30 protein-coding genes are annotated in these 26102 nt (G+C 64.9%); 27 read left to right on the plus strand and 3 right to left on the minus strand.

Annotated features, from left to right (window positions below; all coding sequences use genetic code 11):
• Position 1 precedes the first annotated feature (1 nt).
• Genes JLK41_RS08340 through murB form a run of 4 tightly spaced genes read left to right on the plus strand, consistent with a single transcriptional unit; the run spans position 2 to position 2432 of the window.
• A complete protein-coding gene (locus JLK41_RS08340; RefSeq protein ID WP_003245207.1) occupies positions 2-187 on the plus strand; it encodes a Trm112 family protein in 186 nt (61 codons plus the stop codon).
• Positions 188-952 carry a 3-deoxy-manno-octulosonate cytidylyltransferase gene (kdsB, locus tag JLK41_RS08345; protein ID WP_210390751.1) on the plus strand — a complete coding sequence of 255 codons (765 nt, stop codon included), beginning with the start codon at positions 188-190 and terminating at the stop codon, positions 950-952. It begins immediately after the preceding gene.
• Positions 952-1416: a low molecular weight protein-tyrosine-phosphatase gene (locus JLK41_RS08350; RefSeq protein ID WP_134676230.1), complete on the plus strand. Its 465-nt coding sequence runs from the start codon at positions 952-954 to the stop codon at positions 1414-1416. The genes kdsB and JLK41_RS08350 overlap by 1 nt, the downstream gene beginning before the upstream one ends.
• On the plus strand, positions 1413-2432 hold the full coding sequence (gene murB / locus JLK41_RS08355; protein ID WP_210390752.1) for a UDP-N-acetylmuramate dehydrogenase: 1020 nt from the start codon (positions 1413-1415) through the stop codon (positions 2430-2432). Before JLK41_RS08350 ends, murB begins: the two co-directional genes overlap by 4 nt.
• Before the next feature lie 107 nt (positions 2433-2539).
• Here murB and rne read toward each other — a convergent pair whose 3' ends face one another.
• Positions 2540-5578, minus strand: a complete 3039-nt coding sequence (gene rne / locus JLK41_RS08360; RefSeq protein ID WP_210390753.1) for a ribonuclease E — start codon at positions 5576-5578, stop codon at positions 2540-2542.
• A gap of 578 nt (positions 5579-6156) precedes the next feature.
• On the opposite strand from rne, the gene rluC reads away from it, so the two are divergent.
• From rluC to sppA, 3 genes are read left to right on the plus strand one after another with little or no spacing between them, the layout of a single operon-like run.
• The gene (rluC, locus tag JLK41_RS08365) at positions 6157-7110 is read left to right on the plus strand and encodes a 23S rRNA pseudouridine(955/2504/2580) synthase RluC (protein ID WP_037048561.1); all 954 of its coding nucleotides are present in this window, start codon (positions 6157-6159) and stop codon (positions 7108-7110) included.
• Positions 7103-7798: an HAD-IA family hydrolase gene (locus JLK41_RS08370; RefSeq protein ID WP_047591275.1), complete on the plus strand. Its 696-nt coding sequence runs from the start codon at positions 7103-7105 to the stop codon at positions 7796-7798. The genes rluC and JLK41_RS08370 overlap by 8 nt, the downstream gene beginning before the upstream one ends.
• On the plus strand, positions 7788-8765 hold the full coding sequence (gene sppA, locus JLK41_RS08375; RefSeq protein ID WP_037048549.1) for a signal peptide peptidase SppA: 978 nt from the start codon (positions 7788-7790) through the stop codon (positions 8763-8765). The genes JLK41_RS08370 and sppA overlap by 11 nt, the downstream gene beginning before the upstream one ends.
• 59 nt (positions 8766-8824) lie before the next feature.
• Here the strand turns inward: sppA and JLK41_RS08380 are convergent, their stop codons facing one another.
• Positions 8825-9406, minus strand: a complete 582-nt coding sequence (locus tag JLK41_RS08380) for a Maf family protein (RefSeq protein WP_210390754.1) — start codon at positions 9404-9406, stop codon at positions 8825-8827.
• 109 nt (positions 9407-9515) lie between these two features.
• Here JLK41_RS08380 and JLK41_RS08385 point away from each other — a divergent pair, with 109 nt between their 5' ends.
• The 13 genes from JLK41_RS08385 (at position 9516) to JLK41_RS08445 (ending at position 19739) form a co-directional block, all read left to right on the plus strand.
• A complete protein-coding gene (locus tag JLK41_RS08385; protein WP_037048544.1) occupies positions 9516-10043 on the plus strand; it encodes a YceD family protein in 528 nt (175 codons plus the stop codon).
• A gap of 13 nt (positions 10044-10056) precedes the next feature.
• On the plus strand, positions 10057-10239 hold the full coding sequence (gene rpmF, locus JLK41_RS08390; protein WP_037048542.1) for a 50S ribosomal protein L32: 183 nt from the start codon (positions 10057-10059) through the stop codon (positions 10237-10239).
• 3 nt (positions 10240-10242) lie between these two features.
• On the plus strand, positions 10243-11253 hold the full coding sequence (gene plsX / locus JLK41_RS08395) for a phosphate acyltransferase PlsX (protein ID WP_081876437.1): 1011 nt from the start codon (positions 10243-10245) through the stop codon (positions 11251-11253).
• Between the two features lie 125 nt (positions 11254-11378).
• On the plus strand, positions 11379-12317 hold the full coding sequence (gene fabD, locus JLK41_RS08400) for an ACP S-malonyltransferase (protein ID WP_150608901.1): 939 nt from the start codon (positions 11379-11381) through the stop codon (positions 12315-12317).
• Between the two features lie 24 nt (positions 12318-12341).
• The gene (gene fabG / locus JLK41_RS08405; protein WP_037048534.1) at positions 12342-13085 is read left to right on the plus strand and encodes a 3-oxoacyl-ACP reductase FabG; all 744 of its coding nucleotides are present in this window, start codon (positions 12342-12344) and stop codon (positions 13083-13085) included.
• Between the two features lie 196 nt (positions 13086-13281).
• Positions 13282-13518, plus strand: coding sequence for an acyl carrier protein (gene acpP, locus JLK41_RS08410; protein ID WP_003245177.1), 237 nt, complete (start codon positions 13282-13284; stop codon positions 13516-13518).
• A gap of 111 nt (positions 13519-13629) precedes the next feature.
• Positions 13630-14874 (plus strand): beta-ketoacyl-ACP synthase II, encoded by a 1245-nt coding sequence (fabF, locus tag JLK41_RS08415; RefSeq protein ID WP_037048531.1) that lies wholly within the window; start codon positions 13630-13632, stop codon positions 14872-14874.
• The gene (pabC, locus tag JLK41_RS08420) at positions 14874-15689 is read left to right on the plus strand and encodes an aminodeoxychorismate lyase (RefSeq protein WP_210390755.1); all 816 of its coding nucleotides are present in this window, start codon (positions 14874-14876) and stop codon (positions 15687-15689) included. Before fabF ends, pabC begins: the two co-directional genes overlap by 1 nt.
• A gap of 3 nt (positions 15690-15692) precedes the next feature.
• Positions 15693-16748 carry an endolytic transglycosylase MltG gene (gene mltG / locus JLK41_RS08425; RefSeq protein WP_134676222.1) on the plus strand — a complete coding sequence of 352 codons (1056 nt, stop codon included), beginning with the start codon at positions 15693-15695 and terminating at the stop codon, positions 16746-16748.
• A 9-nt stretch (positions 16749-16757) separates the two neighbouring features.
• Complete coding sequence (gene tmk, locus JLK41_RS08430; RefSeq protein WP_210390756.1) at positions 16758-17390, plus strand: dTMP kinase; 633 nt, start codon at positions 16758-16760, stop codon at positions 17388-17390.
• Positions 17383-18375, plus strand: a complete 993-nt coding sequence (locus tag JLK41_RS08435; RefSeq protein ID WP_175253411.1) for a DNA polymerase III subunit delta' — start codon at positions 17383-17385, stop codon at positions 18373-18375. Before tmk ends, JLK41_RS08435 begins: the two co-directional genes overlap by 8 nt.
• A 125-nt stretch (positions 18376-18500) precedes the next feature.
• A complete protein-coding gene (locus JLK41_RS08440; protein WP_003245164.1) occupies positions 18501-18857 on the plus strand; it encodes a PilZ domain-containing protein in 357 nt (118 codons plus the stop codon).
• A 99-nt stretch (positions 18858-18956) separates the two neighbouring features.
• Positions 18957-19739 (plus strand): TatD family hydrolase, encoded by a 783-nt coding sequence (locus tag JLK41_RS08445; protein WP_037048521.1) that lies wholly within the window; start codon positions 18957-18959, stop codon positions 19737-19739.
• A 256-nt stretch (positions 19740-19995) separates the two neighbouring features.
• Here JLK41_RS08445 and JLK41_RS08450 read toward each other — a convergent pair whose 3' ends face one another.
• Entirely contained in the window at positions 19996-21129 is a 1134-nt protein-coding gene (locus JLK41_RS08450; RefSeq protein WP_210390757.1) for an aminotransferase class V-fold PLP-dependent enzyme, read from the minus strand.
• A 75-nt stretch (positions 21130-21204) separates the two neighbouring features.
• On the opposite strand from JLK41_RS08450, the gene JLK41_RS08455 reads away from it, so the two are divergent.
• The 7 genes from JLK41_RS08455 to JLK41_RS08485 all read left to right on the plus strand — a co-directional run bounded on the left by JLK41_RS08455 (position 21205) and on the right by JLK41_RS08485 (position 26099).
• Positions 21205-21828 (plus strand): TetR/AcrR family transcriptional regulator, encoded by a 624-nt coding sequence (locus tag JLK41_RS08455; protein ID WP_037048515.1) that lies wholly within the window; start codon positions 21205-21207, stop codon positions 21826-21828.
• 79 nt (positions 21829-21907) lie between these two features.
• Positions 21908-22876 (plus strand): GTP 3',8-cyclase MoaA, encoded by a 969-nt coding sequence (locus tag JLK41_RS08460; protein WP_210390758.1) that lies wholly within the window; start codon positions 21908-21910, stop codon positions 22874-22876.
• 98 nt (positions 22877-22974) lie between these two features.
• Positions 22975-23868, plus strand: a complete 894-nt coding sequence (locus JLK41_RS08465; RefSeq protein WP_210390759.1) for a radical SAM protein — start codon at positions 22975-22977, stop codon at positions 23866-23868.
• A gap of 73 nt (positions 23869-23941) precedes the next feature.
• Entirely contained in the window at positions 23942-24544 is a 603-nt protein-coding gene (locus tag JLK41_RS08470; protein WP_047591245.1) for a DUF4823 domain-containing protein, read from the plus strand.
• Between the two features lie 112 nt (positions 24545-24656).
• Entirely contained in the window at positions 24657-25226 is a 570-nt protein-coding gene (locus JLK41_RS08475; protein ID WP_134676217.1) for a DUF1285 domain-containing protein, read from the plus strand.
• Positions 25227-25248: 22 nt separating this feature from the next.
• Positions 25249-25779, plus strand: coding sequence for a GNAT family N-acetyltransferase (locus JLK41_RS08480; RefSeq protein WP_150608948.1), 531 nt, complete (start codon positions 25249-25251; stop codon positions 25777-25779).
• Positions 25776-26099, plus strand: coding sequence for a low molecular weight protein tyrosine phosphatase family protein (locus JLK41_RS08485; protein ID WP_134676215.1), 324 nt, complete (start codon positions 25776-25778; stop codon positions 26097-26099). Before JLK41_RS08480 ends, JLK41_RS08485 begins: the two co-directional genes overlap by 4 nt.
• Positions 26100-26102: the final 3 nt, after the last annotated feature.

Here is a 26102-nt window from a genome sequence, read left to right on the forward strand (position 1 = left end):
CATGGACCTCAAACTGCTCGATATCCTCGCCTGCCCGATCTGCAAGGGCCCGCTGCAGCTCTCCGAAGACAAGACCGAACTGATCAGCAAGGGCGCCGGCGTGGCCTACCCGATTCGCGACGGCATTCCGGTGATGCTGGAGAGCGAAGCCCGTACCCTGACCACTGACGAGCGTCTGGACAAGTAAATGAGCGCTGCCTTCACTGTCGTCATTCCCGCCCGTTACGCCTCCACCCGCCTGCCAGGCAAGCCGCTGCAGGACATCGCCGGCAAGCCCATGGTCCAGCATGTCTGGGAGCAGGCGCGGAAGAGTTCGGCCAGCCGGGTGGTGATCGCCACCGACGACGCCCGCATCGTCGAGGCCTGTACCGCGTTCGGCGCCGAGGTGCTGCTGACCCGCGAGGATCACAACTCCGGTACCGACCGCCTGGCCGAGGTCGCCACCCAGCTCGGATTGTCCGCCGATGCCATCGTGGTCAACGTGCAGGGCGACGAACCGCTGATTCCGCCGCTGATCATCGATCAGGTGGCGGCCAACCTGGCGGCCAATCCGCAAGCCGGCATCGCCACGCTGGCGGAGCCGATCGAGGACGTCGCGGCGCTGTTCAACCCCAATGTGGTCAAGGTGGTGGCCGACAAGAACGGTCTGGCCCTGACCTTCAGCCGTGCGCCGCTGGCCTGGGCGCGCGATGCCTTCGCCAGGAGCCGCGACGTGCTGCCGCAAGGCGTGCCGTACCGCCGCCACATCGGTATCTACGCCTACCGTGCCGGTTTTCTGCATGACTTCGTCGCCTGGGGCCCGTGCTGGCTGGAAGACACCGAGTGCCTGGAGCAGCTGCGCGCGCTCTACAACGGCGTGCGGATCCATGTCGCCGATGCCCTCGAAGCGCCGGCCGCCGGCGTGGATACCGCCGAAGACCTGGAACGGGTTCGTCACCTGCTGGGGGCCTGATGAAGGTTCTCTTCGTTTGCCTGGGCAACATCTGCCGCTCGCCCACCGCCGAAGGCGTCTTCCGTCACAAGCTGCGCGCAGCCGGTCTGGAAGGGCAGGTGCAGGTGGACTCCGCCGGAACCGGTGACTGGCACGTGGGCAAGGCGCCGGACAGCCGCACCCGCCAGGCGGCGCAGCGTCGCGGCTATGACCTGTCGGCGCAACGTGCACGCCAGGTCGAGGCCGCGGACTTCCAGCGCTTCGATCTGATCCTGGCCATGGACCAGAGCAACCTGCGCAATCTGCAGGCGCTGCGTCCGGCCGGCGCCCGTGCCGACCTCGATCTGTACCTGCGTCGTTTCGACCTGGCCCTGGACGAGGTGCCGGACCCGTACTACGGCGGTGAGGATGGCTTCGAGCAGGTGCTGGACCTGATCGAGCAGGCCAGCGATGCATTGCTGATCGAGATCAAGGGGCGTCTGTGACACTCAACCTGCAGAGCGACATGTCGCTCAAGCCGTTCAACAGTTTCGGCGTCGATGTGCGTGCGCGGCTGTTCGCCGAGGCGCATGACGATGCCGAGGTGCGCGAGGCGCTGAGCCTGGCCGAACAACGGGGCCTGCCCCTGCTGGTGGTCGGCGGTGGCAGCAACCTGCTGCTGACGGGCGATGTCGAGGCGCTGGTGCTGCGTATGGCCAGTCGTGGCCTGCGGGTTCTCGACGATGCTGGCGAGCAGGTGCTGGTCGAGGCCGAGGCCGGCGAACCCTGGCATCCGTTCGTGCAGTGGAGCCTGGCGCAGGGCTTCAGCGGCCTGGAGAACCTCAGCCTGATTCCCGGCACCGTCGGTGCTGCACCGATGCAGAACATCGGTGCCTATGGCGTGGAGGTCAAGGACCTGTTCGCCGGGCTGACCGCGCTGGATCGCCACAGCGGCGAGCTGCGCGAGTTCGCGCTGGAGGAGTGTGCCTTTGCCTACCGCGACAGCCTGTTCAAGCGTGAGGCCGGGCGCTGGTTGATCCTGCGCGTTCGTTTTCGCCTGGCTCGCCAGGCCGCGCTGCGTCTGGACTATGGCCCGGTGCGTCAGCGCCTGGTCGAAATGGGGGTCGAGGCGCCGACGGCGAGCGATGTCAGTCGGGCGATCTGCGCCATTCGCAGCGAGAAACTGCCGGATCCGGCCGAGCTGGGCAACGCCGGCAGCTTCTTCAAGAACCCGGTGGTGTCGTTCGAGCTGGCCGAGCGCATTCGTGCGCAGCACGCCGATCTGGTCAGCTATCCGGCGGGCGATGGCCTGGTCAAGCTGGCGGCCGGCTGGCTGATCGAGCGGGCAGGGTGGAAGGGCTTTCGTGACGGGGATGCCGCAGTGCATCGCCTGCAGGCGTTGGTGCTGGTCAACCATGGCCGTGCCACGGGCGCGCAACTGCTGGCCCTGGCGCAGCGCATCCAGGGTGATGTGCTGGCGCGATTCGGCGTCGCCCTGGAAATCGAACCCAACGTTCTCTGATGCGCTCCGGGAGCACGCGCGGCTCCAGGCACTTCACTCGCGGTGACGGAAAGCGGACATGAAAAAGGGGATGCCTAGGCATCCCCTTTTTGCGTACCGCCGGAGGATCAAACCTGAGGTTTGATCTCCTCCTTCTCTGCGGCCGCTTCTTCTTCCGGCTGTGCCTGTTCTACCGCTTCGCTCGCAACCTGCTCGCTGGCAGCAGGGGCTGCTTCAGCGCTCGGCTCGACGGCAGGGGCTGCCTCTTCGCTTTCGCTTGCAGTGGCGCTCGGCTCTTCAACCGGGGCGCTTTCCGCGACTACCGGCTCGTTCTGCTCGACCGGTGCGGCGGCGGCAGCTTCGGCGGCTTCACGGGCCAGGCGCTCGGCTTCGCGCTGACGACGACGCACTTCGCGCGGGTCGTTCGAGGCACGGCCGGTGGCATTGGCCGGGACTGCTTCCGCTGCCGGAGCGACTTCTTCGGCTACTGCCGGAGCAGGTTCCTGGGCGGCTTCGACGACCGGCTCGGGCTGTGCAACCGGCTCGACAGCAGGTGCTTCGACGGCTGCCGGCTCTTCGGCTGCAGCAGCAGGGGCTGCCTCGACCGCCGCTTCGGCGACCACAGCGCTCTCGACCACGTCGCTCGCTGGGGCTTCGGCTGGCGCCTCGACCGGCTGTGCAGCCGGCGCTTCAGCCTCGACGGCCTCGACTGCTGGCGCTTCAGTGGCCGGCGCTTCGCTGGCGACGGCTTCGCTGCTGTCGACGCTTTCTGCTACGACCGCAGCGGCAGTGGCGACTGCGACCGGGGGGGCGGCCTGGGCGTCGTTGCCAGCGGCTTCGCTGTTCTCGGCGCTCTCGATCAGGTTGCCATCGGCATCACGCTGACGCTCGCGACGGTTGCTGCGGCGACGCTGACCGCGAGAGCGACGACGCGGGCGCTCGCCTTCAGCGTTACCCTGCTCGTCGTCTTGCAGCTGCTCTTCGTTCGGCAGCGCTTCGTCCTGTACGGCCTCGGCCTGCTCGGCGCGCGGCTGACGCTCCTCGCGTGGCGGACGCTGACGCTCCTGGCGCTCGCCGCGTGGCTGGCGCTCGGCGCGCTGCTCGTCGCGTTGCTCGTTGCCAGCGTCCAGCGGCTCGCGCAGTTCGCGCACGCGCTCTTCACGCGGGGCACGCTCTTCGCGCGGCTTGCGCTCGCGACGGTTCTCCTGGCCTTCGCGCGGTGCGCGTTCTTCACGCGGAGCACGCTCTTCGCGCGGCTGGCGCTCTTCACGGGGCTCGCGGGCCTGACGCTCTTCACGCGGAGCGCGCTCTTCACGAGGCTTGCGCTCGTCGTCACCACGGCGACCGCCGCGGTTACGGCTCTGCTGGCGACCGTTGCGACGCTCTTCGCGCGGCGGACGCTCCTTGCTCTTCTTCTCGACCACCGCCGGCTGGACTTCTTCTTCCTTGCCGGCGAACAGGCTGACCAGCGACTTCACCAGGCCCTTGAACAGGCTCGGCTCCGGTGCGCTGACGGGGGCCAGCGGCGCCTGCGCCTGCGGCTCGGCGGCGACCGGCGCGTTGCTGCGCGGTGCGGCCTTGATCGCGGCTTCCTGGCGAACCAGGGTGCGGGTGGCGGCGGCGGGGTGGGCGGCTGCGTCCTCGGCCTCGGTGGTGGCGGCGATTTCGTAGCTGGTCTGGCTGCTCAGGGCTTCCGGACTGTCGTCACGCAGGCGCTGGACTTCAAAGTGCGGCGTTTCCAGGTGATCGTTCGGCAGAATCACGATGCGCGCGCGGGTACGCAGTTCGATCTTGGTGATCGAGTTGCGCTTCTCGTTGAGCAGGAAGGCGGCGACCGGGATCGGTACCTGGGCGCGGACTTCGGCGGTGCGATCCTTCAGCGCTTCTTCTTCGATCAGGCGCAGGATGGCCAGCGACAGGGATTCGACGTCGCGGATGATGCCTTGACCGTTGCAGCGTGGGCAAACGATGCCGCTGGTCTCGCCGAGGGACGGACGCAGGCGCTGACGAGACATTTCCAGCAGGCCGAAGCGCGAGATGCGGCCAACCTGAACGCGGGCGCGGTCGGCTTCCAGGGCTTCGCGCACTTTCTCTTCCACGGCGCGCTGGTTCTTCGCCGGGGTCATGTCGATGAAGTCGATGACGATCAGGCCGCCGATGTCACGCAGGCGCAGCTGGCGGGCGATTTCCTCGGCCGCTTCCAGGTTGGTCTGCAGGGCGGTTTCTTCGATGTCGCTGCCTTTGGTGGCGCGCGCCGAGTTGATGTCGATGGACACCAGGGCTTCGGTCGGGTCGATGACGATGGAACCGCCGGACGGCAGCTTCACTTCACGCTGGAAGGCGGTTTCGATCTGGCTTTCGATCTGGAAGCGGTTGAACAGCGGCACGCTGTCTTCGTACAGCTTGATCTTGCTGGCGTACTGCGGCATCACCTGCTGGATGAAGGACAGGGCTTCTTCCTGGGCTTCGACGCTGTCGACCAGCACTTCGCCGATGTCCTGGCGCAGGTAGTCGCGGATGGCGCGGATGATGACGTTGGATTCCTGGTAGATCAGGAACGGGGCAGGGCGGCTGGTGGAGGCTTCCTTGATGGCGCTCCACAGTTGCAGCAGGTAATCGAGGTCCCACTGCATTTCTTCGCTGGAGCGGCCCAGGCCGGCGGTGCGCACGATCAGGCCCATGTCGGCCGGAGCGTCGAGGCCATTGAGCGCTTCACGCAGTTCGTTGCGCTCTTCGCCTTCGATGCGACGGCTGATGCCACCTGCGCGCGGGTTGTTCGGCATCAGGACCAGGTAGCGGCCGGCCAGGCTGATGAAGGTGGTCAGGGCCGCGCCCTTGTTGCCGCGTTCTTCCTTCTCGACCTGGACGATGACTTCCTGGCCTTCCTTGAGTACGTCCTTGATGTTGACGCGGCCGCCTTCAGGGGCCTTGGAGAAGTATTCGCGAGAGATTTCTTTGAGGGGAAGGAAGCCGTGGCGTTCGGAACCGAAATCGACGAAGGCGGCTTCAAGGCTGGGTTCGACGCGGGTGATGCGGCCTTTGTAGATGTTGGCCTTCTTCTGTTCGCGGGCACCGGACTCGATGTCCAGATCGTAGAGTTTTTGGCCATCTACCAGGGCAACACGCAACTCTTCGGGCTGAGTCGCGTTAATGAGCATTCTTTTCATGTGGTACCAATGGGCTCCGGGCTAGCGGAAGCCACGTTAGGCACACACGACTATCAGAGTCGGTGTCAGGCGCGTCAGAAACGGTCGTAAATCGTTCCACTGTCTAGCGACGGTCGGCCATCGAAGGCCGCGGTCGCGACGGACGTCTCCTGCTTGCTGTGGTGACAGAAAGCACTCAGTCAGGAGGAGGAATCAACTGGCGGAAGCGGACGAGATGAGGCGTCTTTGATCAAGCTATGAGCTACGCAGTCCGACAGTTGTACATCTCCACCCTACACGTATCGCTGAAAATCGGGTGCCGCGCGCGGATTCCGCAGCGGTTGTCAGTTACCGCGACCGCCCCACTGGGCGAGTCGCGCATCATACTCAAGGCGTTGTTTCCGAATTCTTCACGGCCTTTTGCGGCCTTCTAACACTGAACAATCCGTCGGACGGCCTCACGTCCTGAAAGGGTTGCGCGGGCAGGGGATGGCAAGTTTGGCGATCATCCGCAAGCCAGGCCACTTTTGGCGGCGTTCGCGACTATAGCAGCAATGATTAAGTGCTTCAATTCCATAAAAAATTGTTATGATTGCGCGATGACTACTCCTGCCTCTCCAACCTCCGGCGTCCAGCTGATCGAGGTTGCACCGGAACTCGCCGGCCAACGCATCGACAATTTCCTCCGGACACAGCTCAAGGGCGTGCCCAAGACCCTGATTTACCGCATCCTGCGCAAGGGTGAAGTGCGCGTGAACAAGGGGCGCATCAAGCCCGAGTACAAGCTGCAGGCTGGTGACGTGGTACGGGTGCCGCCGTTGCGCCTGGCCGAGCGCGATGAGCCCGAGCCGCTGGCTCAGGGCCTGCTGGAACGCCTCGAAGCGGCCATCGTCTACGAGGACAAGGCGCTGATCGTGCTGAACAAGCCGGCGGGTATCGCCGTGCATGGTGGCAGCGGCCTGAACTATGGGGTGATCGAGGCGTTTCGCCAGCTGCGCCCCGATGCCAAGGATCTGGAGCTGGTGCACCGCCTGGATCGTGATACCTCGGGTCTGCTGATGATCGCCAAGAAACGCAGCATGCTGCGTCATCTGCATGAAGCGCTGCGCGGTGATGGTGTCGACAAGCGCTACATGGCGCTGGTGCGCGGTCACTGGGCGACGGCCAAGAAACAGGTCAATGCGCCGCTGCAGAAGAGCAATCTGCGTTCCGGCGAGCGCATGGTCGAGGTCGATGGTGAAGGCAAGGAGGCGCTGACGCTGTTCCGCGTGCTGCGCCGCTTCGGTGACTTCGCCACCCTGGTCGAGGCCAAGCCGGTCACCGGGCGTACCCACCAGATCCGTGTGCATGCCAAGCATGCCGGGCACTCCATCGCCGGTGACTCCAAGTACGGCGATGACGAATTCACGCGCGAGATTCGCGAGCTGGGCGGCAAGCGCCTGTTCCTGCATGCCTACGAGCTGCATGTGCCGCTGCCGGATGGCGGTGTGCTGAAGCTCGAGGCGCCGGTGGACGAGATGTGGGCCAGGACCCTGGAGCGTCTGAGTGCCTGACTATCAACTGCTGGTCTTCGATTGGGATGGCACGCTGGTCGACTCCATCGGCCGCATCGTCGAGGCCATGCATCGCGCTGCCGATATCACCGGTGTGCCGCGCTGCAGCGATGTGGCGGTGCGCGGCATCATCGGTCTGGAGCTGGGGGTGGCGATCGGCACGCTCTATCCGGAACTCGATGAACCGTTGCGCATCGAAGCCATTCGGCGTGCCTACAGCGAGCAGTACCTGGCGCTGGAAACCGAGCCGTCGCCGCTGTTCGACGGCGTGCGCGAGTCGCTCGAAGTCTTTCGCGAGCAGGGCTATCGTCTGGCGGTCGCGACCGGCAAGGGGCGCAAGGGGCTGCATCGGGTGCTGGCGGACAAGGGCTGGCTGGACTACTTCGACATCACCCGCTGCGCTGACGAGACGGCGAGCAAGCCGGATCCGCTGATGCTGCACGAGATTCTTGCGCATTGCCGGGTGCAGCCCGAGCGGGCGTTGATGGTGGGGGATTCGACCTTCGACCTGCTCATGGCGCGCAATGCCGGAATGGACGCGGTAGCGGTCGGTTTCGGTGCCCAGCCATTGTCGGTTCTGCGTGAATGTGCGCCGCGTTTGGCAATCAACGAGTTCAATGAGCTGCGCGCGTGGCTGGAAGGCCGCCCTGCGCAGCATCCTTCAGAGGTGAGTGAGCATGTCGGATGAGTGGAAGTCATCGTCGTCGTCGGGCGAGGATGCCAAGAGCTGGAAACTGCTTGAGAAAACCCTGCTTTCAAGCGTGCAGGAGCAGCGTCGGTCCCGGCGCTGGGGGATCTTTTTCAAGCTGCTGACCTTCATCTATCTGTTCGGTGCGCTGGCGCTGGTGTTGCCGGCGCTCGACCTGAAGTCGGCCTCGACCACGACGGCGCACACGGCGCTGATCGAGATTCGCGGCATGATCGCCGACCGTGAGGAAGCCAGCGCCGACAAGGTGGTGGGCAGCCTGCGTGCGGCGTTCGAGGACAGCAACACCAAGGGTGTGATCCTGCGTATCAACAGCCCGGGCGGCAGTCCCGTGCAGTCGGGCTACATCTATGACGAGATTCGTCGCCTGCGTGGCGAGTACCCACAGACCAAGGTCTACGCGGTGATCAGTGATCTCGGGGCGTCCGGCGCCTACTACATCGCCAGTGCGGCAGACGAGATCTACGCCGACAAGGCCAGTCTGGTCGGCTCGATCGGGGTCACGGCGGCCAGCTTCGGCTTCGTCGATACCATGGAGAAGCTGGGTGTCGAGCGTCGCGTCTACACCTCCGGCGAGCACAAGGCCTTTCTCGATCCGTTCCAGCCGCAGAAGGAAGAGGAAACACGCTTCTGGAAGACCGTGCTGGAAACCACGCACCGTCAGTTCATCGACAGCGTGAAGAAGGGGCGGGGTGAGCGACTCAAGGCGGATGAGCATCCCGAGCTGTTCTCCGGCCTGATCTGGTCCGGCGAGCAGGCTCTGCAGCTGGGTCTGATCGATGCCCTGGGCAGTGCCAGCTATGTGGCGCGCGAGGTGATCGGCGAGAAGGAAATGGTCGACTACACCCAGCGGGACACGCCGTTCGATCGCTTCGCCAAGCGCCTGGGTACCAGTGTGGCGGATCGCATCGCGCTGTGGATGGGCTTCCAGGGGCCGACGCTGCGCTGAGGAATGCTCCCGTAGGGCGGGTGTAATCCGCCAGTCTCGGTCGGCGGGTTGCACCCGCCCTACGGTATCTCCACGCCCTCGTTGAGCAGCATATCCACCAGGCGGATCAGCGGCAGGCCGATCAGGCTGGTGGCGTCTTCGCCTTGCGTGCTGCGGAACAGACTGATGCCCAGGCCCTCGGATTTGAAGCTGCCGGCGCAGTCGAAAGGTTGCTCGCGCTGCAGATAGCGCAGGATCTGTCCGTCATCGAGCGGGCGAAAATGCACGGTGAAGGGAACGCAGTCGACCTGGCATCGGCCGCTGCCGGTATCGAGCAGGGCCAGGCCGGTGAGAAAGGTGACGCTGCTGCCGCTGGCGGCGCGCAGTTGCTGCTGGGCCCTTGGCAGGTCATGGGGTTTGCCGAGAATCTGGCCGTCGCTGAGGATGGCGACCTGATCCGAGCCGATGATCAGGTGGTCGGGGTGCTGGTCGGCCAATGCGCGGGCCTTCGTCTCGGCCAGGCGCCTGACCAGGTCGATGCCGGTTTCGCCTGCCTGGCGGGTTTCGTCGATGCTCGGCGACTGCGAGGTGAAGGGCAGTTGCAGGCGGTCGAGCAGTTCGCGGCGGTAGGGCGAGCTGGAGGCGAGCAGCAGCGCGGGCATGTTCTCTTCCTTATATAAGTGGGCGAGAAATTCTACTGGTCGTGCCTGGGTGAATACAGGCTCAATTTCCTTTGACACGGGCAGGGTGCATCCCTAGAATGCTGCGCCTATGTTGAATGGGCCGATTCCACCTCACGTTGATCCGCGCAAGCTCGCCGACCGCGAAGCTACCCTTGAAGGGCAGCTCGAACTGGCCAGTCTGCCGCGTCTCTGCGACCCGCTTGCCGATACGGCGGGCGCGGTGCAGGCGAAGTTTCACTTCGGGCGTGACGAGCAGAAAACTGTGGTAATCCGCAGTGAGCTCGAGGTTGAGGTCAAAATGGTCTGCCAGCGTTGTCTGGAGCTGGTCGCGCTACCCATCCGCAGCGAATGTGAATACGCGGTGGTCCGGGTTGGAGCGAACACTCAGTCCTTGCCGAAGGGCTACGACGTGCTGGAAGTGGGTGAGGAGCCGCTGGAGCTGCTCGGTCTGGTCGAGGATGAATTGCTTCTCGCCCTGCCGATCGTTCCTGCTCACGCCCCAGGTGATTGCCAGCAGCCGGACGGTCTCGATGAGCCCGAGCCGGGCGAGGACGAGGTATCGCGGTCCAACCCGTTCAGTGTATTGGCGCAGTTAAAGCGTGACCCAAACGTTTAGGAGTTAATGAGTTATGGCTGTTCAGCAGAACAAAAAATCCCGTTCCGCCCGCGATATGCGCCGTTCGCACGACGCACTCGAGGCCAGCGCCCTGTCCGTAGAGAAGAGCACCGGTGAAGTTCACCTGCGCCACCACGTTTCTCCGGAAGGCGTATACCGCGGTCGTAAAGTGATCGACAAGGGCGCTGACGAGTAATCCTTGTCCGCCTCGATCATCGCGATTGATGCAATGGGTGGGGACTTCGGTCCCCACTGCATTGTTCCGGCCTGCATTTCCGCGCTGGCCGAGTTCCCCTCGCTACACCTGACCCTCGTCGGTCAAGCTCCCCTCATCGAAGAACAGCTCGCTCGCCAGTCCGGCGTCGATCGCGCGCGCCTGCAGGTTCATCACGCCAGTGAAGTGATCGCCATGGACGAGCGTCCGGCTCAGGCGCTGCGCGGCAAGCCCGATGCTTCGATGCGCGTGGCGTTGGAGCTGGTGCGGCAGCGTCAGGCGCACGCCTGCGTCAGTGCCGGCAACACCGGTGCGCTGATGGCGTTGTCGCGCTATCTGCTCAAGACCCTGCCGGGGATCGATCGGCCGGCCATGGTCAGTCCGATACCCACCGAGCGGGGCCATTGCTACCTGCTGGACCTGGGCGCCAACGTCGACTGCAGCGCCGAGCACCTCTACCAGTTCGCCATCATGGGCGCGGTCGCGGCCGAGACGCTGGGTATCGCGCGGCCACGGGTGGCGCTGCTCAATGTCGGCACGGAAGACATCAAGGGCAACCAGCAGGTCAAGCTCGCCGCCAGCATGCTGCAGCAGGCGCATGGGCTGAACTTCGTCGGCTACATAGAAGGTGACGGTGTCTATCGCGGCGAGGCTGACGTGGTGGTGTGCGACGGTTTCGTCGGCAACATCCTGCTCAAGTCCAGCGAGGGCCTCGCGCGAATGGTTACCGGGCGGGTCGAGGCGCTGTTCAGGGAGGGGCTGTTCGCCCAGGCCATCGGTGCCCTGGCGATGCCGCTGCTGCGTCGCCTCAAGGCCGATCTGGCGCCGGCACGGCACAATGGCGCGAGTTTTCTCGGGCTGCAGGGCATCGTCGTGAAGAGCCATGGCGCCGCCGGCCAGGAGAGTTTCCAGAGCGCCATTCGCTGCGCGCTGCGCGAGGTGCAGGAGAATCTGCCGCAGCGACTGCATGGTCGACTCGAGGACTTGTTGTTGTAGACTCGTCGCGTTTTCGCTGTGTGACGGGGCCGGAATGTGACCGCGGCGCGTAGCCTGTCATCCAACTGTCAGTTTGCTGCGCCAGGCTCGCCTGGCGCTGGTTTTTCGACTCAAGGGACTTATTCATGTCTGCATCCCTCGCATTCGTCTTCCCCGGTCAGGGTTCGCAAGCCCTGGCCATGCTCGCCGATCACGGTGCCCAGCAGAAGCTGGTGCTCGATACCTTCGGCGAGGCTTCCGAAGCCCTCGGCTACGACCTCTGGGCGCTGACCCAGCAAGGTCCGGAAGAGCAACTGAACCAGACCGACAAGACCCAGCCGGCCATCCTCACGGCTTCCATCGCCCTGTGGCGTCTGTGGCAGGCCGAGGGCGGCGCCAAGCCGGCATTCGTCGCCGGTCACAGCCTGGGTGAGTACTCCGCGCTGGTCGCCGCTGGCAGCATCGCGTTCGCCGATGCCGTGAAGCTGGTCGAGCGCCGTGGTCAGCTGATGCAGCAGGCCGTGCCGGCCGGGCAGGGTGGCATGGCGGCGATTCTCGGTCTGGAGGACGCCGACGTGCTGGCCGCTTGTGCCGAGGCGGCGCAGGGTGACGTGGTCAGCGCGGTCAACTTCAATGCCCCGGGTCAGGTGGTGATTGCCGGTAGCGCCGCTGCCGTCGAGCGCGCCATCGAGGCCTGCAAGGCACGTGGCGCCAAGCGCGCCATGGCGCTGCCAGTCAGCGTGCCGTCGCACTGCGCGCTGATGAAACCCGCCGCCGAGCGTTTTGCCGAGTCGGTCGAGGCGCTGAGCTGGCAGGCCCCGCAGATTCCGCTGGTGCAGAACGTCAGTGCTGCCGTGGTATCCGATCTGGCGACCCTGAAGGCCGACCTCCTGGCTCAGCTGTACAGCCCGGTGCGCTGGGTCGAGTCCATGGTGCGTCTGTCCGAGCAGGGCGTGACCGATCTGGTCGAGTGCGGCCCGGGCAAGGTGCTCGGTGGTCTGAACAAGCGCTGCGTCAAGGGTATCAATACCCACAACCTGGATACCCCCGACGCCTTCGCTGCCGCTCGCGCTGCGCTGGCTTGAAACGGTTTTGGAAAGGAGAAGCACATGAGTCTGCAAGGTAAAGTCGCGCTGGTCACCGGCGCCAGCCGTGGTATCGGCCAGGCCATCGCTCTGGAGCTGGGCCGTCAGGGCGCCATCGTCATCGGTACCGCCACCAGCGCCTCGGGCGCCGAGCGTATTGCCGAAACCCTGAAGGCCAATGGTGTCGAAGGCGCCGGCCTGGTGCTCGACGTGAGCAACGACGAATCCGTTGCCAGCACCCTCGAACATATCCAGCAACATCTTGGCCAGCCGTTGATCCTGGTCAACAACGCCGGCATCACCCGTGACAACCTGATGCTGCGCATGAAGGACGACGAGTGGTTCGACGTCATCAATACCAACCTGAACAGCCTCTACCGCCTGTCCAAGGCCGTGCTGCGTGGCATGACCAAGGCGCGTTTCGGGCGCATCATCAACATCGGTTCCGTCGTTGGGGCCATGGGCAACGCCGGGCAGGTCAACTACGCTGCTGCCAAGGCCGGCCTGGAAGGTTTCAGCCGCGCACTGGCGCGTGAAGTGGGTTCCCGTGGTATCACGGTCAACTCGGTGGCTCCTGGTTTCATCGACACCGACATGACTCGCGAGCTGCCGGAAGCCCAGCGCGATGCGCTGCTGACGCAGATTCCGCTGGGTCGTCTGGGGCAGGCCGAAGAGATCGCCAAGGTGGTCGGTTTCCTGGCTTCCGATGGCGCAGGTTACGTCACCGGGGCTACTATCCCGGTGAATGGCGGTATGTACATGAGCTGAATGTGACGCGAGCCATCAGAAAACTGTCATAGTCGCTGTCTAAAATCCGTTATAAAGCTGCAACAGGTTTATAGACAGATCGTTGAAGTGTTCCTGGGGGCTCCCCGGCATTCAGCTTGAAATGCTAAAAACCCTTTCTATACACTTGGCCGCTACCAGCTGCCTGGATTTGTCCAATTAGGAGTGAAAACAAGGTATGAGCACCATCGAAGAACGCGTCAAGAAAATCGTTGCCGAGCAACTTGGCGTTAAAGAAGAGGAAGTTACCAACAGCGCTTCCTTCGTCGAAGACCTGGGTGCCGACTCTCTTGACACCGTTGAGCTGGTGATGGCTCTCGAAGAAGAATTCGAGACCGAGATCCCGGACGAGCAAGCAGAGAAGATCACCACCGTTCAGGAAGCCATCGACTACGTGACTGCCCACGCGCAATAAGTCACCGTCAGCTTTCTGACCGAGAAAAGCCGCACTGCCCTAAACAGGCGTGCGGCTTTTCTTTACGTGCAGGGCGCATGCAGCGCCTGAGTAGAACAAGAGGAGATTGCTGTGTCGCGTAGACGCGTCGTGGTTACCGGTATGGGCATGCTGTCGCCGCTGGGTAACGATGTGCCGAGCAGCTGGCAGGGCATTTTGGCCGGGCGCAGTGGCATCGGTCTGATCGAACACATGGACCTGTCCGCCTACTCCACCCGTTTTGGCGGGTCGGTCAAGGACTTCAACGTCGAGGAGTACCTCTCCGCCAAGGAGGCGCGCAAGCTCGACCTGTTCATCCAGTACGGTCTCGCTGCCTGCTTCCAGGCCGTGCGTGATTCCGGCCTGGATATCACCGACGCCAATCGCGAGCGCATCGGTGTGGCCATGGGCTCCGGCATCGGCGGCCTGACCAATATCGAGAACAACTGCAAATCGTTGCACGAGCAGGGGCCGCGGCGCATTTCGCCGTTCTTCGTGCCGGGCTCGATCATCAACATGATTTCCGGTTTCCTGTCGATCCACCTGGGTCTGCAGGGGCCGAACTACGCCATCGCCACGGCGTGCACCACGGGCACCCACTGCATTGGCATGGCGGCGCGCAACATCGCCTACGGCGAAGCCGACGTGATGGTCGCCGGTGGTGCCGAGATGGCGGCCTGCGGCCTCGGCATGGGCGGCTTCGGCGCGGCGCGTGCGCTGTCCACGCGTAACGACGAGCCGACCAGGGCCAGTCGTCCCTGGGACAAGGGCCGTGACGGCTTCGTGCTGTCCGATGGCTCCGGTGCGCTGGTGCTGGAAGAGCTCGAGCACGCCAAGGCGCGCGGTGCCACCATCCATGCCGAGCTGATCGGCTTCGGCATGAGCGGTGACGCCTTCCACATGACCTCGCCGCCCGAGGATGGCGCCGGTGCTGCCCGCTGCATGGCCAACGCCCTGCGCGATGCCGGTATCAACGCTGACCAGGTGCAGTACGTCAACGCTCACGGCACTTCCACCCCGGCCGGCGATCTCGCCGAAGCGGCTGCGTTGAAGAGCGTGTTCGGCGAGCATGCCTATCAGCTGTCGGTCAGCTCGACCAAGTCGATGACCGGCCACCTGCTGGGCGCCGCCGGTGCGGTGGAGGCGATCTTCAGCATCCTCGCGCTGCGCGATCAGGTCGCACCGCCGACCATCAACCTGGACGAGCCGGACGAAGGCTGCGACCTGGACTTTGTGGCGCATCAGGCCAAGGCCATGCCGATCGAGATCGCCCTGTCGAACTCCTTCGGTTTCGGCGGCACCAACGGCTCGCTGCTGTTCCGTCGGTTCCACGGTTGATGCTGAGCTGGGTCAACGGCGCGCCCGGCGAGCAGTTGTCGGTTCGCGACCGTGGCCTGGCTTACGGCGATGGTCTGTTCGAGACCATTGCCGTGCGTGGCGGGCAGATCGCGCTGCTGGCGCGGCACATGGCGCGTCTTGCGCAAGGCTGTCAGCGCCTGTCCATCGCGCTCGACATGACCCTGATGCAGCACGAGCTGCAGGCGTTCGCCGCGCAGCTCGGTGACGGCGTGGCCAAGCTCACCGTTACCCGTGGCCAGGGGCAGCGCGGTTATGCGCCGCCACAGCCTTGCCAGCCTCTGCGTATCCTGCAGGCGGCGCCCATGCCGCACTACCCAGCCGAGCATGCCGAGCAGGGCGTGCGCCTGTTCCCCTGCGCGACCCGTCTGGCCGAGCAGCCGCTGCTGGCCGGGCTCAAGCACCTCAATCGCCTCGAACAGGTGCTGGCTCGTGCCGAATGGCAGGATGCCGACTGCGCCGAAGGCTTGATGCGTGACTGTACGGGGCGGGTGATCGAGGGCGTCTACAGCAACCTGTTCCTGGTCATCGGGGGGCGCTTGCTGACCGCCGAGCTGTCGCGCTGCGGCGTGGCGGGGGTGATGCGCGCCGAGATCCTGCATCAGGCCGAGCGCCTCGGTCTGCCCATCGAATCACGGGACATTTCCTACGACGAACTGCTGGCGGCGGACGAAGTCTTTCTCTGCAACAGCCTCTACGGCATCTGGCCGGTACGGGCGTTGCAGGAACGATACTGGCCGGTCGGGCCGCTCACCCGTAAACTGCAGGCCATCGTTCGCGACCTATTGAGTAAATAACTGGTGCTACGCAAGATCTTGGTGCTGCTCGAGTGCGGCGTGCTACTGGCTGCGCTGCTGGTAGTGGTTGCCGCCTGGCAACAGCAGAGGGCGCTCGAGCAACCCCTGCATCTGAATGACGAGCTGCTGCTGGAAGTGCCTGCGGGCGCGACACCCGGCGGCCTGCTCAATCGCCTGCAAGCCGAGGGGGTGATCGACAATGCCTTCTGGCTGCGCCTGTACTGGCGCTTCAACCTGCGTGCTCCGGCGCTGCACAGCGGCGAATACCGCCTGCTGCCCGAGCAGACGGCCCAGGATGTGCTGAACCTGTGGCGGCGCGGCGAGGTGGTGCAGTACAGCATGACCCTGGTCGAGGGCTGGAACTTCCGCCAGGTCCGCGCCGCACTGGCGCGCCAGGAGCGTCTGCAGCAGCGCCTGGCCGATCTCTCCGACGACGAGCTGATGGAGCGCCTGGACCTCGGCGGGCAGAACCCGGAAGGGCGTTTCTTCCCCGATACCTACCGTTTCGTGCGTGGCATGAGTGACGAGGACCTGCTCAGGCAGGCCAATGCCCGCCTCGAATCCGTGCTCGCCGAGGAATGGCAGCAGCGCGCGGAGGGGCTGCCCTATCGCGAGCCTTACGATGCGTTGATCATGGCCTCGATGATCGAGAAGGAAACCGGCGTACCCGAAGAGCGTGGCGAGATCGCCGGCGTGTTCGTCCGGCGCCTGCGCATCGGCATGCGGCTGCAGACCGACCCTACCGTGATCTACGGCATGGGCGAGCGCTACAAGGGGCGGATCACCCGTGCCGATCTGCGTACCCCGACGCCTTACAACACCTACACCATCGACGGCATGCCGCCGACGCCGATCGCCATGGTCGGCCGCGAGGCCATTCATGCCGCGCTCAACCCGCGTGAAGGCAAGTCGCTGTATTTCGTCGCCAGGGGCGACGGCAGCCACGTGTTCTCCAATAGCCTGGCCGAGCACAATCGCGCCGTGCGCGAGTACCAGCTCAAGCGCCGCGCCGACTATCGCTCCAGCCCCGCGCCCAGCGCGGCGGCCGAAACTGAATAAGGGCAATCCGTGACCGGTCTGTTCATTACCCTGGAAGGCCCGGAAGGTGCCGGTAAAAGCACCAACCGCGAGTACCTCGCCGAACGTCTGCGCGAGCAGGGCGTCGACGTGCTGCTCACCCGCGAGCCGGGCGGCACACCGCTGGCCGAGCGCATTCGCGAACTGCTGCTGGCGCCGAGTGACGAGCCGATGGCGGCCGATACCGAGCTGCTGCTGGTGTTCGCCGCGCGCGCCCAGCATCTGCAGCAGGTCATTCGCCCGGCCCTGGCCAGGGGCAGTGTGGTGTTGTGCGACCGTTTCACCGACGCCACCTACGCCTACCAGGGCGGTGGGCGCGGTCTGTCCACGGAGCGCATCGCGCAGCTCGAGCAGTTCGTGCAGGGTGAGCTGCGTCCTGACCTGACGCTGATCTTCGACCTGCCCGTGGAGGTCGGCCTGGCCCGCGCCGCTGCCCGTGGTCGCCTGGATCGTTTCGAGCAGGAGCAGCGCAGTTTCTTCGAGTCGGTGCGTCACGCCTACCTGGCGCGTGCCGAACAGTCGCCACAGCGCTATCGGGTGCTCGATGCCGGGAAGAGCCTGGCGCAGGTACAGGCTGATATAGATGCCCTGTTGCCGAGTTTGCTGGAGGCGTACCGTGGCTGAGGTCTACCCCTGGCAGGAGAATCTCTGGCAGCAGCTGGCCGGGCGCGCACAGCATGCCCATGCCTATCTGCTGCATGGTCCGGCCGGGATCGGCAAGCGCGCCCTGGCCGAGCGGCTGATGGCGCGGCTGCTGTGCCTCAGCCCGAACGGGCTGGATGCCTGCGGCAACTGCAAGTCCTGTCACCTGCTGGCGGCGGGCACCCATCCTGACAACTTCGTCCTCGAACCCGAGGAGGCGGACAAGCCGATCAAGGTCGACCAGGTTCGCGAGCTGGTCGAGTTCGTGGTGCAGACCGCGCAGCTCGGCGGGCGCAAGGTGGTGTTGCTGGAGCCGGCCGAGGCGATGAACCTGAATGCTGCCAACGCACTGCTGAAAAGCCTGGAAGAGCCGTCCGGCAACACCGTGCTGTTGCTGATCAGCCACCAGCCCAGCCGCCTGTTGCCGACCATCAAGAGCCGCTGCGTGCAGCAGGCCTGTCCGTTGCCGAGCGAGGCCGTGAGCCTGGCCTGGCTGGCTCAGGCGTTGCCCGAGCAGGGCGACGAGGAACGTGCCGATCTGCTGACCCTCGCCGCGGGCTCGCCCCTGGCGGCGCTGCGCATGCACGCGCAGGGCGTGCGCGAGCAGCGCGCCCAGGCGGTGGAGGGCGTGAAGAAGTTGCTCAAGCAGCAGGTATCGCCCAGCCAGTTGGCCGAGAGCTGGAACGCGCTGCCGCTGAATCTGCTGTTCGACTGGTTCTGCGACTGGGCGCAGCTCATGCTGCGTTACCAGTTGACCCAGGACGAGGAGGGGCTGGGCCAGGCCGACATGCGCAAGGTGGTGCAATATCTGGCGGACAAGACCGCGCAGGACAAGGTGCTGGCCATCCAGGAGTGGTTGCTGGCGCAGCGGCAGAAGGTGATGGGCAAGGCCAACCTCAATCGCGTACTGCTGCTCGAGGCTCTGCTGGTGCAGTGGGCCGCGCTACCTGCCACGGGGCGTGGCTGACCCGGCAGCCGTCGGATTCGGCAGGGCGTCACATTCTGCTGGCTGTGGGCCATGCGCTGGTTTGCGTAGCAGCATGAACAGGCCCTAGAATCAACCATTAAGCAATAAACGCTAGGAATGCGCTGATGAGCCTGCCACCCAATCTTGGGCCCCGTAACGGAATCCTGTCCCTGACCATCAAGGACAAGTCCGTGCTGTATGCGGCCTATATGCCTTTCATCAAGAATGGCGGTCTCTTCATCCCCACCAACAAGAGCTACAAGCTCGGTGACGAAGTGTTCATGCTGCTCAACCTGATGGATGAGCCGGAAAAGATCCCGGTCGCCGGCAAGGTGGTGTGGATCACCCCGAAAGGCGCCCAGGGCAACCGCGCTGCTGGGGTCGGGGTGCAGTTCAATGACGGTGACAACACCGCACGCAACAAGATCGAGACCTACCTCGCCGGTGCGCTGAAGTCCGACCGCCCGACCCACACGATGTAACAGCAGCCGCAAGCGGCAAGCCACAAGCGACAAGAATGCGGCAGCGCTCCCGCTCGCTTTTTACTTGGGCTTGAAGCTTGCTGCTCGAGGCTTTTCCTGATGCTGATCGACTCCCACTGCCACCTTGATCGTCTCGACCTCGCCGCCCATGGCGGTTCGCTGGATGCTGCCCTGGACGCGGCGCGCGCCGCTGGCGTGGGACATTTTCTGTGCATCGGCGTCAGTGCCGACAACGCCGCGACCGTGAAAGGCCTGGCCGAGCGCTACGCGGATGTCGACTGCTCGGTGGGGGTACACCCGCTGGACCTGGAGCCGGGCGCGGCGCCAGCACTCGACTGGCTGCTGGGCGAACTGGCGCATCCGAAGGTGGTGGCCATCGGTGAAACCGGGCTGGACTATCACTACGAGCCCGAGTCCGCCGGCCTGCAGCAGGCCTCGTTCCGCCTGCACCTCGAGGCGGCGCGTATCACCGGCAAGCCGGTCATCGTGCATACCCGCGAGGCCCGTGCCGATACCCTGGCGCTGCTGCGCGAAGCCGCGCTGCCGCAGGCCGGCGTACTGCACTGCTTCACCGAAGACTGGGAAATGGCCAGGGCGGCGCTGGACATCGGCTTCTACATCTCGCTGTCCGGCATCGTCACCTTCCGCAATGCCGAAGCGCTGCGCGAGGTCGCCCGTCAGGTGCCGGCCGATCGCCTGCTGGTGGAGACCGACTCGCCCTACCTGGCGCCGGTGCCGCATCGCGGCAAGCCCAACCTGCCGCAATACGTGCGCGAGGTTGCCGAGTACCTGGCCGTGCTGCGTGGCGTGAGCTACGAGACCCTGGCCGAGCAGACCTCCAGCAACTTCAAGCGACTGTTCCCGCTGGCCGGCGTCGCCTGAGGTCGAGGCTTGGCCGGAGCGCCTGCGCGGCGGCCGCACGCCAGACAAAAAAAACCCGGACTCTGGGGGATGAATCCGGGTCAAGACCATTAGGAGTAAATCAAGGTACGCGGTCCACGGTACCTCGGCTGACGGGGCACTTGGGGGGAGATGCCGCGCGTCAGTAACTTTCAGTATTGGCCAAGCTGGCCGGGCGTCCAGAGCAAATCGTGTGTTTTTTAAACAGATTTGGAATACCCCGGGCGCTGCTGAGTCCTCACCCTTTTGCCAGCTGGGCCAGCAGGTTCAGGGTCTCCTCGATGACCCGCTGCGAGGTGTAGAAATGCGGCGACAGGCGCACGCCGAGCCCGCGTTGCGCGCAGATCACCTGATCCTCGCGCAGACGCTGATACAGCGCCGCATTGTCCCAACCGGCCAGGCTGAAGTTGAGGATGCCGGCCCGGCGTTGTGCCACGAGCGGGCTGTGCAGCGTGGCGCCCGGCAGTCTGGCAATGCCCTCGCTCAACTGCTGCACGCGTTGTTCCAGGCATTCGCCGACCCGTTGCATACCGACCGCCTCGAGCAGCGACAGGCTCGCGTCGAGGGCGAAGGCGCCGAGCATGTTCGGGCTGCCGCATTCGAAGCGCTGGGCACTGCGCGCCGGCTGCCAATCCTGGCGGGTGTAGTCGCCGGCGTGTTCCAGCATGTGCCAGCCGTACTCGTGCAGCTGCAGACGATCACGTACCGCCGTGCGGCAATAGAACACGCCCAGGCCTTCGGGGCCGAGCATCCACTTGTGCCCGTCGGCCATGGCGAAATCGCAGTCGTAGGCCTGCACGTCGAAGGGCAGGGCGCCGAGCTGCTGGATGGCATCGATGCAGAACAGCACGCCGTGCTGGCGGCAGCCCTGGCCCAGGCGCGGCAGGTCCAGGCGCAGGCCGCTGGCGAACTGCACCGCGCTGACTGAGAGCAGGCGGGTGCGCGGGCCGATGGCCGCGAGCAGGGCGCCTTCCGGGTCGCCGCCGCTCAGGCCGACCTCGATCACTTCGACGCCCCGGGAGGCCAGGGCCAGCCAGACGATGCGGTTGGAGGGAAACTCCTCGTCGCTGATGATCACCTGATCGCCTGCGCGCCAATCCAGCCCGAAGGCGACGAAGGACAGCGCCTCGGAGGTGTTCTTGACCAGGGCTATATCGCCTGTGCTCGGTGCGTTCATCAGGCGCGCCAGGCGTTCGCGCAGACTACGCTCGACTTTCAGCCAGTCGGAATAGTCACGCGCGCCGTGGGCCACGTTCGCTTCCGAGAACCGCCGAACCGCTTCAGCACTGCGTTTCGGCCAGGGTGCGACCGCCGCATGGTTGAGATAGCGCAGCCCTTCTTCCTGGGGAAACTCATCATGAAACACGTACATGGTCGGATGATCCGTGCAATTTGGCTACATTTGGGCATAATAGGCCGCTTCGATTTTTGACCCCGTAGTCCCTTTATGCAGAAAGAACCCCGTAAGGTCCGCGAATTCCGTCGCCGCGAACAAGAAATTCTCGATACCGCGCTGAAACTCTTCCTCGAGCAAGGTGAAGACAGCGTTACCGTCGAGATGATCGCTGACGCGGTCGGTATCGGCAAAGGCACTATCTACAAGCACTTCAAGTCCAAGGCGGAGATCTACCTGCGCCTGATGCTCGACTACGAGCGTGATCTCAACGAGCTGCTGCATTCGGCCGATGTCGATCGCGACAAGGAAGCGTTGTCGCGTGCCTACTTCGAGTTTCGCATGCGTGATCCGCAGCGCTACCGGTTGTTCGACCGCCTGGAAGAGAAGGTGGTCAAGGGCAACCAGGTGCCGGACATGGTCGAGCAGTTGCACAAGATCCGTGCTTCCAACTTCGAGCGCCTGACCCAGCTGATCAAGGGCCGCATCGCCGAAGGCAAGCTGGAAGACGTGCCGCCGTACTTCCACTACTGCGCCGCCTGGGCGCTGGTGCACGGCGCCGTGGCGCTGTATCACTCGCCGTTCTGGAGCAACGTGCTCGAGGATCAGGAAGGCTTCTTCCAGTTCCTCATGGACATCGGCGTGCGCATGGGCAACAAGCGCAAGCGCGACGCCTGACCCCTGCATGTCGGCCATGGGAATGTCCCGTGGCCGACATGGCGATATACTCCAGCCCATTCCTCCACTGGAGTTCTCCATGATCGTCGATCGCCAGGGCAGACGCTTCCGCAACCTCCGCGTCAGCCTGACCGCCGCCTGCAACTATGCCTGCACCTACTGCGTGCCGAATGGCAAGCGCCTGGTCGCCGCACAGGACGAACTCTCTGCCGACGCCATGGCGCGCGGCGTGGCTTACCTGATCGAAGCCGCCGGCATCGAGCGCCTGCGTATCACCGGTGGTGAGCCGCTGGTCAGCACGCGCCTGGAACCCTTCCTGCGTCAGGTCAGCCAGTTCGGCCTCGACGACATCAGCCTGACCACCAATGGCCAGTTGCTGGAGCGCAAGCTGCCGCTGCTGGTCGAGTGCGGCATTCGTCGTCTCAACGTCTCGCTCGATACCCTGGATGCCGATGCGTTCCGTGGCATTGCCCGGGGCGGCGACCTGGCCACGGTGCTCGCCGGCATGGAAGCTGCGCGTGACGCCGGGATGAAGATCAAGGTCAACATGGTGCCGCTGCGCGGACAGAATCTCGATCAGGTGCTGCCGTTGCTGGAGTACTGCCTGGAGCGAGGTTTCGAGCTGCGTTTCATCGAACTGATGCGCATGGGCCACCTGGCGCGCGACCCCAATGCCTTCAACCAGCAGTTCGTGGGGCTGCCCGAGTTGCTCGAGCTGATCGGCGGCCGCCACCAGTACGTGCAGGCCAGTGCGCCGGTGGATGCCACCGCGATGCGCTATGCCATTCCTGGCGCCGGTCATTTCGGGGTGATCGCCAACGAAAGCGTGCCGTTCTGCCGGACCTGCTCGCGCCTGCGCCTGTCGTCCACCGGCTGGTTGCATGGCTGCCTGTCGTCGAGTAACCGCCACTTCGTCGGTGATCTGCTGGACAAGCCGCGTCACCAGGCCTTGCCGGCCTTGCAGCGGCTGCTGGTCAAGGCGCTGGGCGACAAGCAGGACCTGGCGTTTTCCGGTGGCGTCACGGTGATGAAGATCATCGGCGGCTGACACGCCGCCGCCGCTGAACCGCTGCGCGCGGCGTGGCTCGGCAGTCACGCCGCAGCCATATAGACTGTGCGGGCTTTCCCTTTGCGAGTGTGCCGCGAATGTCTGCCCGTTTCCCCATCGATTACATCGAGCCGGTTTTCCGTCCGCCGAGCGAGGCGCAGTCACTGATCCTGCCGGTCACCAACGGCTGCTCCTGGAACCAGTGCACCTTCTGCGAGATGTACACCGCTCCGCAGAAGAAATTCCGCGCGCGGGACGAGGCACAGGTGCTGGAGGAGATCCGTCGCGCAGGCGAGCAGTTGATCGTCAACCGGGTGTTCCTCGCCGATGGCGACGCCCTGGTGCTGCCGACCAGGCGCCTGCTGGCCATTCTGCAGGCCATCCGCGAGCACATGCCCGAGGTGCGTCGGGTTTCCAGCTACTGCCTGCCGCGCAACCTGCGCAAGAAATCGGTCGAGGAACTCAAGGAGCTGGCCGATGCCGGCCTGAAGATGGCCTATGTCGGCTGCGAGTCCGGCGATGACGAGGTGCTGGCGCGGGTCAACAAGGGGGAAACCTTCGACTCCAGCCTCAGCGCGCTGGACAAGCTCGGCCAGGCCGGCATCACCCGCTCGGTGATGATTCTCAACGGGCTCGGCGGCCAGGCGCTCAGCGATCAGCACGCAGACAATTCGGCGCGACTGATGAACGAGGCGCAGCCCGAATACCTGTCCACCCTGGTGGTCAGCTTTCCCATGGGCGAGGCGCGCTTTCGTGAGCAGTTCGCCGATTACCGCCCGCTGAGCCAGTTGCAGCTGTTCGGTGAGGTCGAGCGTCTGCTCGCCGGGCTCGAGCTGCAGCACACGGTGTTTCGCAGTGATCATGCCTCCAACTACCTGGTGCTCAAGGGCAACCTCGGTCGTGACAAGGCGCGCCTGCTGGCCCAGGTGCGCAGCGCCATCGAGCAACCGCAGCAGGCGAACTTGCGCCAGGAGTGGCAGCGGGGGCTTTGAACAGCCTGGCGCAGAATCTGCATCTATGCCTCATCCGCCGGTTTTCCGTCACCGGCATGAGGAGGATCGATTCATGCGTAACCTGTTTCTACTGGTGGCGCTGCTGGGCCTGGCTGGCTGCATGAAGGTGAGTGACCTGGCCGATGGCGCCGAGTACCACCTGCGCGATGCCGGCGTTCTCGACCACGGCCGCACCGAGCGCATGGCCTCGCGGCGCCTGCAGCAGGACTCCTTCATCTACATCGCCCAGGGCCATTTCGTGCCGCCGGGGCATGGCTATCCGCGTCCCAACGTGGTGGCGGAGGAGGCCTTCAAGGGCTTCGTCGAATACTTCCCGCTGGTGCGTCGCGCCAAACAGCCGCTGGGCCTGGAAGAGGCCATGGCCGAGGCCCGTGCGGCAGGCGCCCATTACCTGCTCTACAGCCGTTTCGCCTACAGCGACGACCGCATCGGCAACGAGGATGAATGGGCGGATCAGGAGGCGCTGGATCGCCTTGGCACCGACCGCGCGTCGATCCAGCTGATGCTGATCGAGACCAACACCCGCTACCTGGTGGACACCGCGCGCATCCGCAGTCGTGGCGGTTTCCTGACGTTCTATGACGCCCAGCCCCAGGACCTGATCGGCCCGCCGCTGCACGACTATGCGCGCAGCCTGATCGGTCTCGGCCGCTGATCCGTTGCACAGGGCGCCGGGCGCGCCCTGCCAGTCAGGCGCAGGCCTTCGAGGTCAAAGCCGGCCCCAGGGTGTATCCTTGACCGTTCGCGGAAACGGACGAGGAGAGAGCATGAGCGATCCAGGCAAGGCGGGCGACCTGCTGGCGCAGATTCCCAAGGGCGAAGGCAAGGGCCTGCCGCCCGTGCACCTGTGGAACCCGGATTTCTGCGGCGACATCGACATGCGCATCGCCCGCGACGGCACCTGGTACTACCTGGGCACGCCAATCGGCCGCAAGCCGATGGTGCGGCTGTTCTCCACCATCATTCGCCGCGATGGCGACGATTATTTCCTGATCACGCCGGTGGAGAAGGTCGGCATCCAGGTCGAGGATGCGCCCTTCGTGGCCGTCACCCTGCAGGTCGAGGGGGAGGGCGAGTCGCAGCGCCTGCGCTTCACCACCAACGTCGAGGATGAGGTGGTTGGCGGCGCCGAGCACCCCATTCGCGTGGAGATCGATCCTGCGACACTCGAGCCCTCGCCCTACATTCTGGTACGGCGTAACCTCGAGGCGCTGATTCACCGCAACGTGTTCTACCAGCTGGTGGAACTGGCGGTCGAGCGCGAGGTCGACGGAGAGCCCTGGCTGGGCGTGTGGAGTGATGGGCAGTTCTACCCCATCGGCCCCGTGCCGGCCTGAACAGTCCTGACGAGGTGGCAAAATGGATGAGCCGCGAATCGCAACCCAGCGCCTGCTGCTGCGCACGCCACAACCCGAGGATGCCAGCGAGGTGCAGCGCCTGGCCGGCGACTTTCGTATCGCCGACGTCACCCGCAGCATTCCCCATCCCTATCCGCCCGAGCTGGCGCAACGCTGGATCGAGCGCTGCGCAGAGGAGTGGGCCAGCGGAGCTGCGGCCAACTTCATCATCACCGAGGCCGACAGCGGCAAGCTGGTCGGCTGCATGGCGCTGAAGGACATCAGCCGTGGCGAGGCCGAGGTAGGCTACTGGATCGGCGTACCGTACTGGAGTCGCGGCTATGCCAGCGAAGCGTGCAATGCGCTGGTGGACTTCGCCTTTCGCCACCTGCGCCTGCGCCGTCTGCATGCCAGCCACCTGGCGCGCAACCCGCAGTCCGGGCGCGTGCTGTTCAAGGCCGGCTTTCGTCACCTCGGTCTGGGCCACGCCGCCTGCGGTAGCCAGGGCAAGGTGGAACCGGTCGAACTCTACGAGCAGGTGTCCGGCGAGTGATCCGTGCCTTGTTCATCTGCAGCCGCAATCGTCTGCGCAGCCCCACGGCCGAACGGGTATTCGCTGACTGGCCGGACATCGAGACCGACTCGGCCGGGCTGGCTCCCGACGCCGAGGTGCGCGTCTCGGCGGAGCAGCTCGACTGGGCGACGGTGATCCTGGTGATGGAGAAGAACCACCGCAGCAAGCTGACGCGCCAGTACCGGCAGGCGCTGGCGGGCAAGCGGGTGATCTGCCTGGATATCCCCGACGACTATGCCTACATGCAGCCAGAGCTGATCGAGCTGTTGCAGCGCAAGGTACCGGCACTGCTGCGTTGATCG

Source organism: Ectopseudomonas khazarica, from assembly GCF_017915135.1.
In the GTDB taxonomy this organism is placed as follows: Bacteria; Pseudomonadota; Gammaproteobacteria; order Pseudomonadales; family Pseudomonadaceae; genus Aquipseudomonas; species Aquipseudomonas khazarica.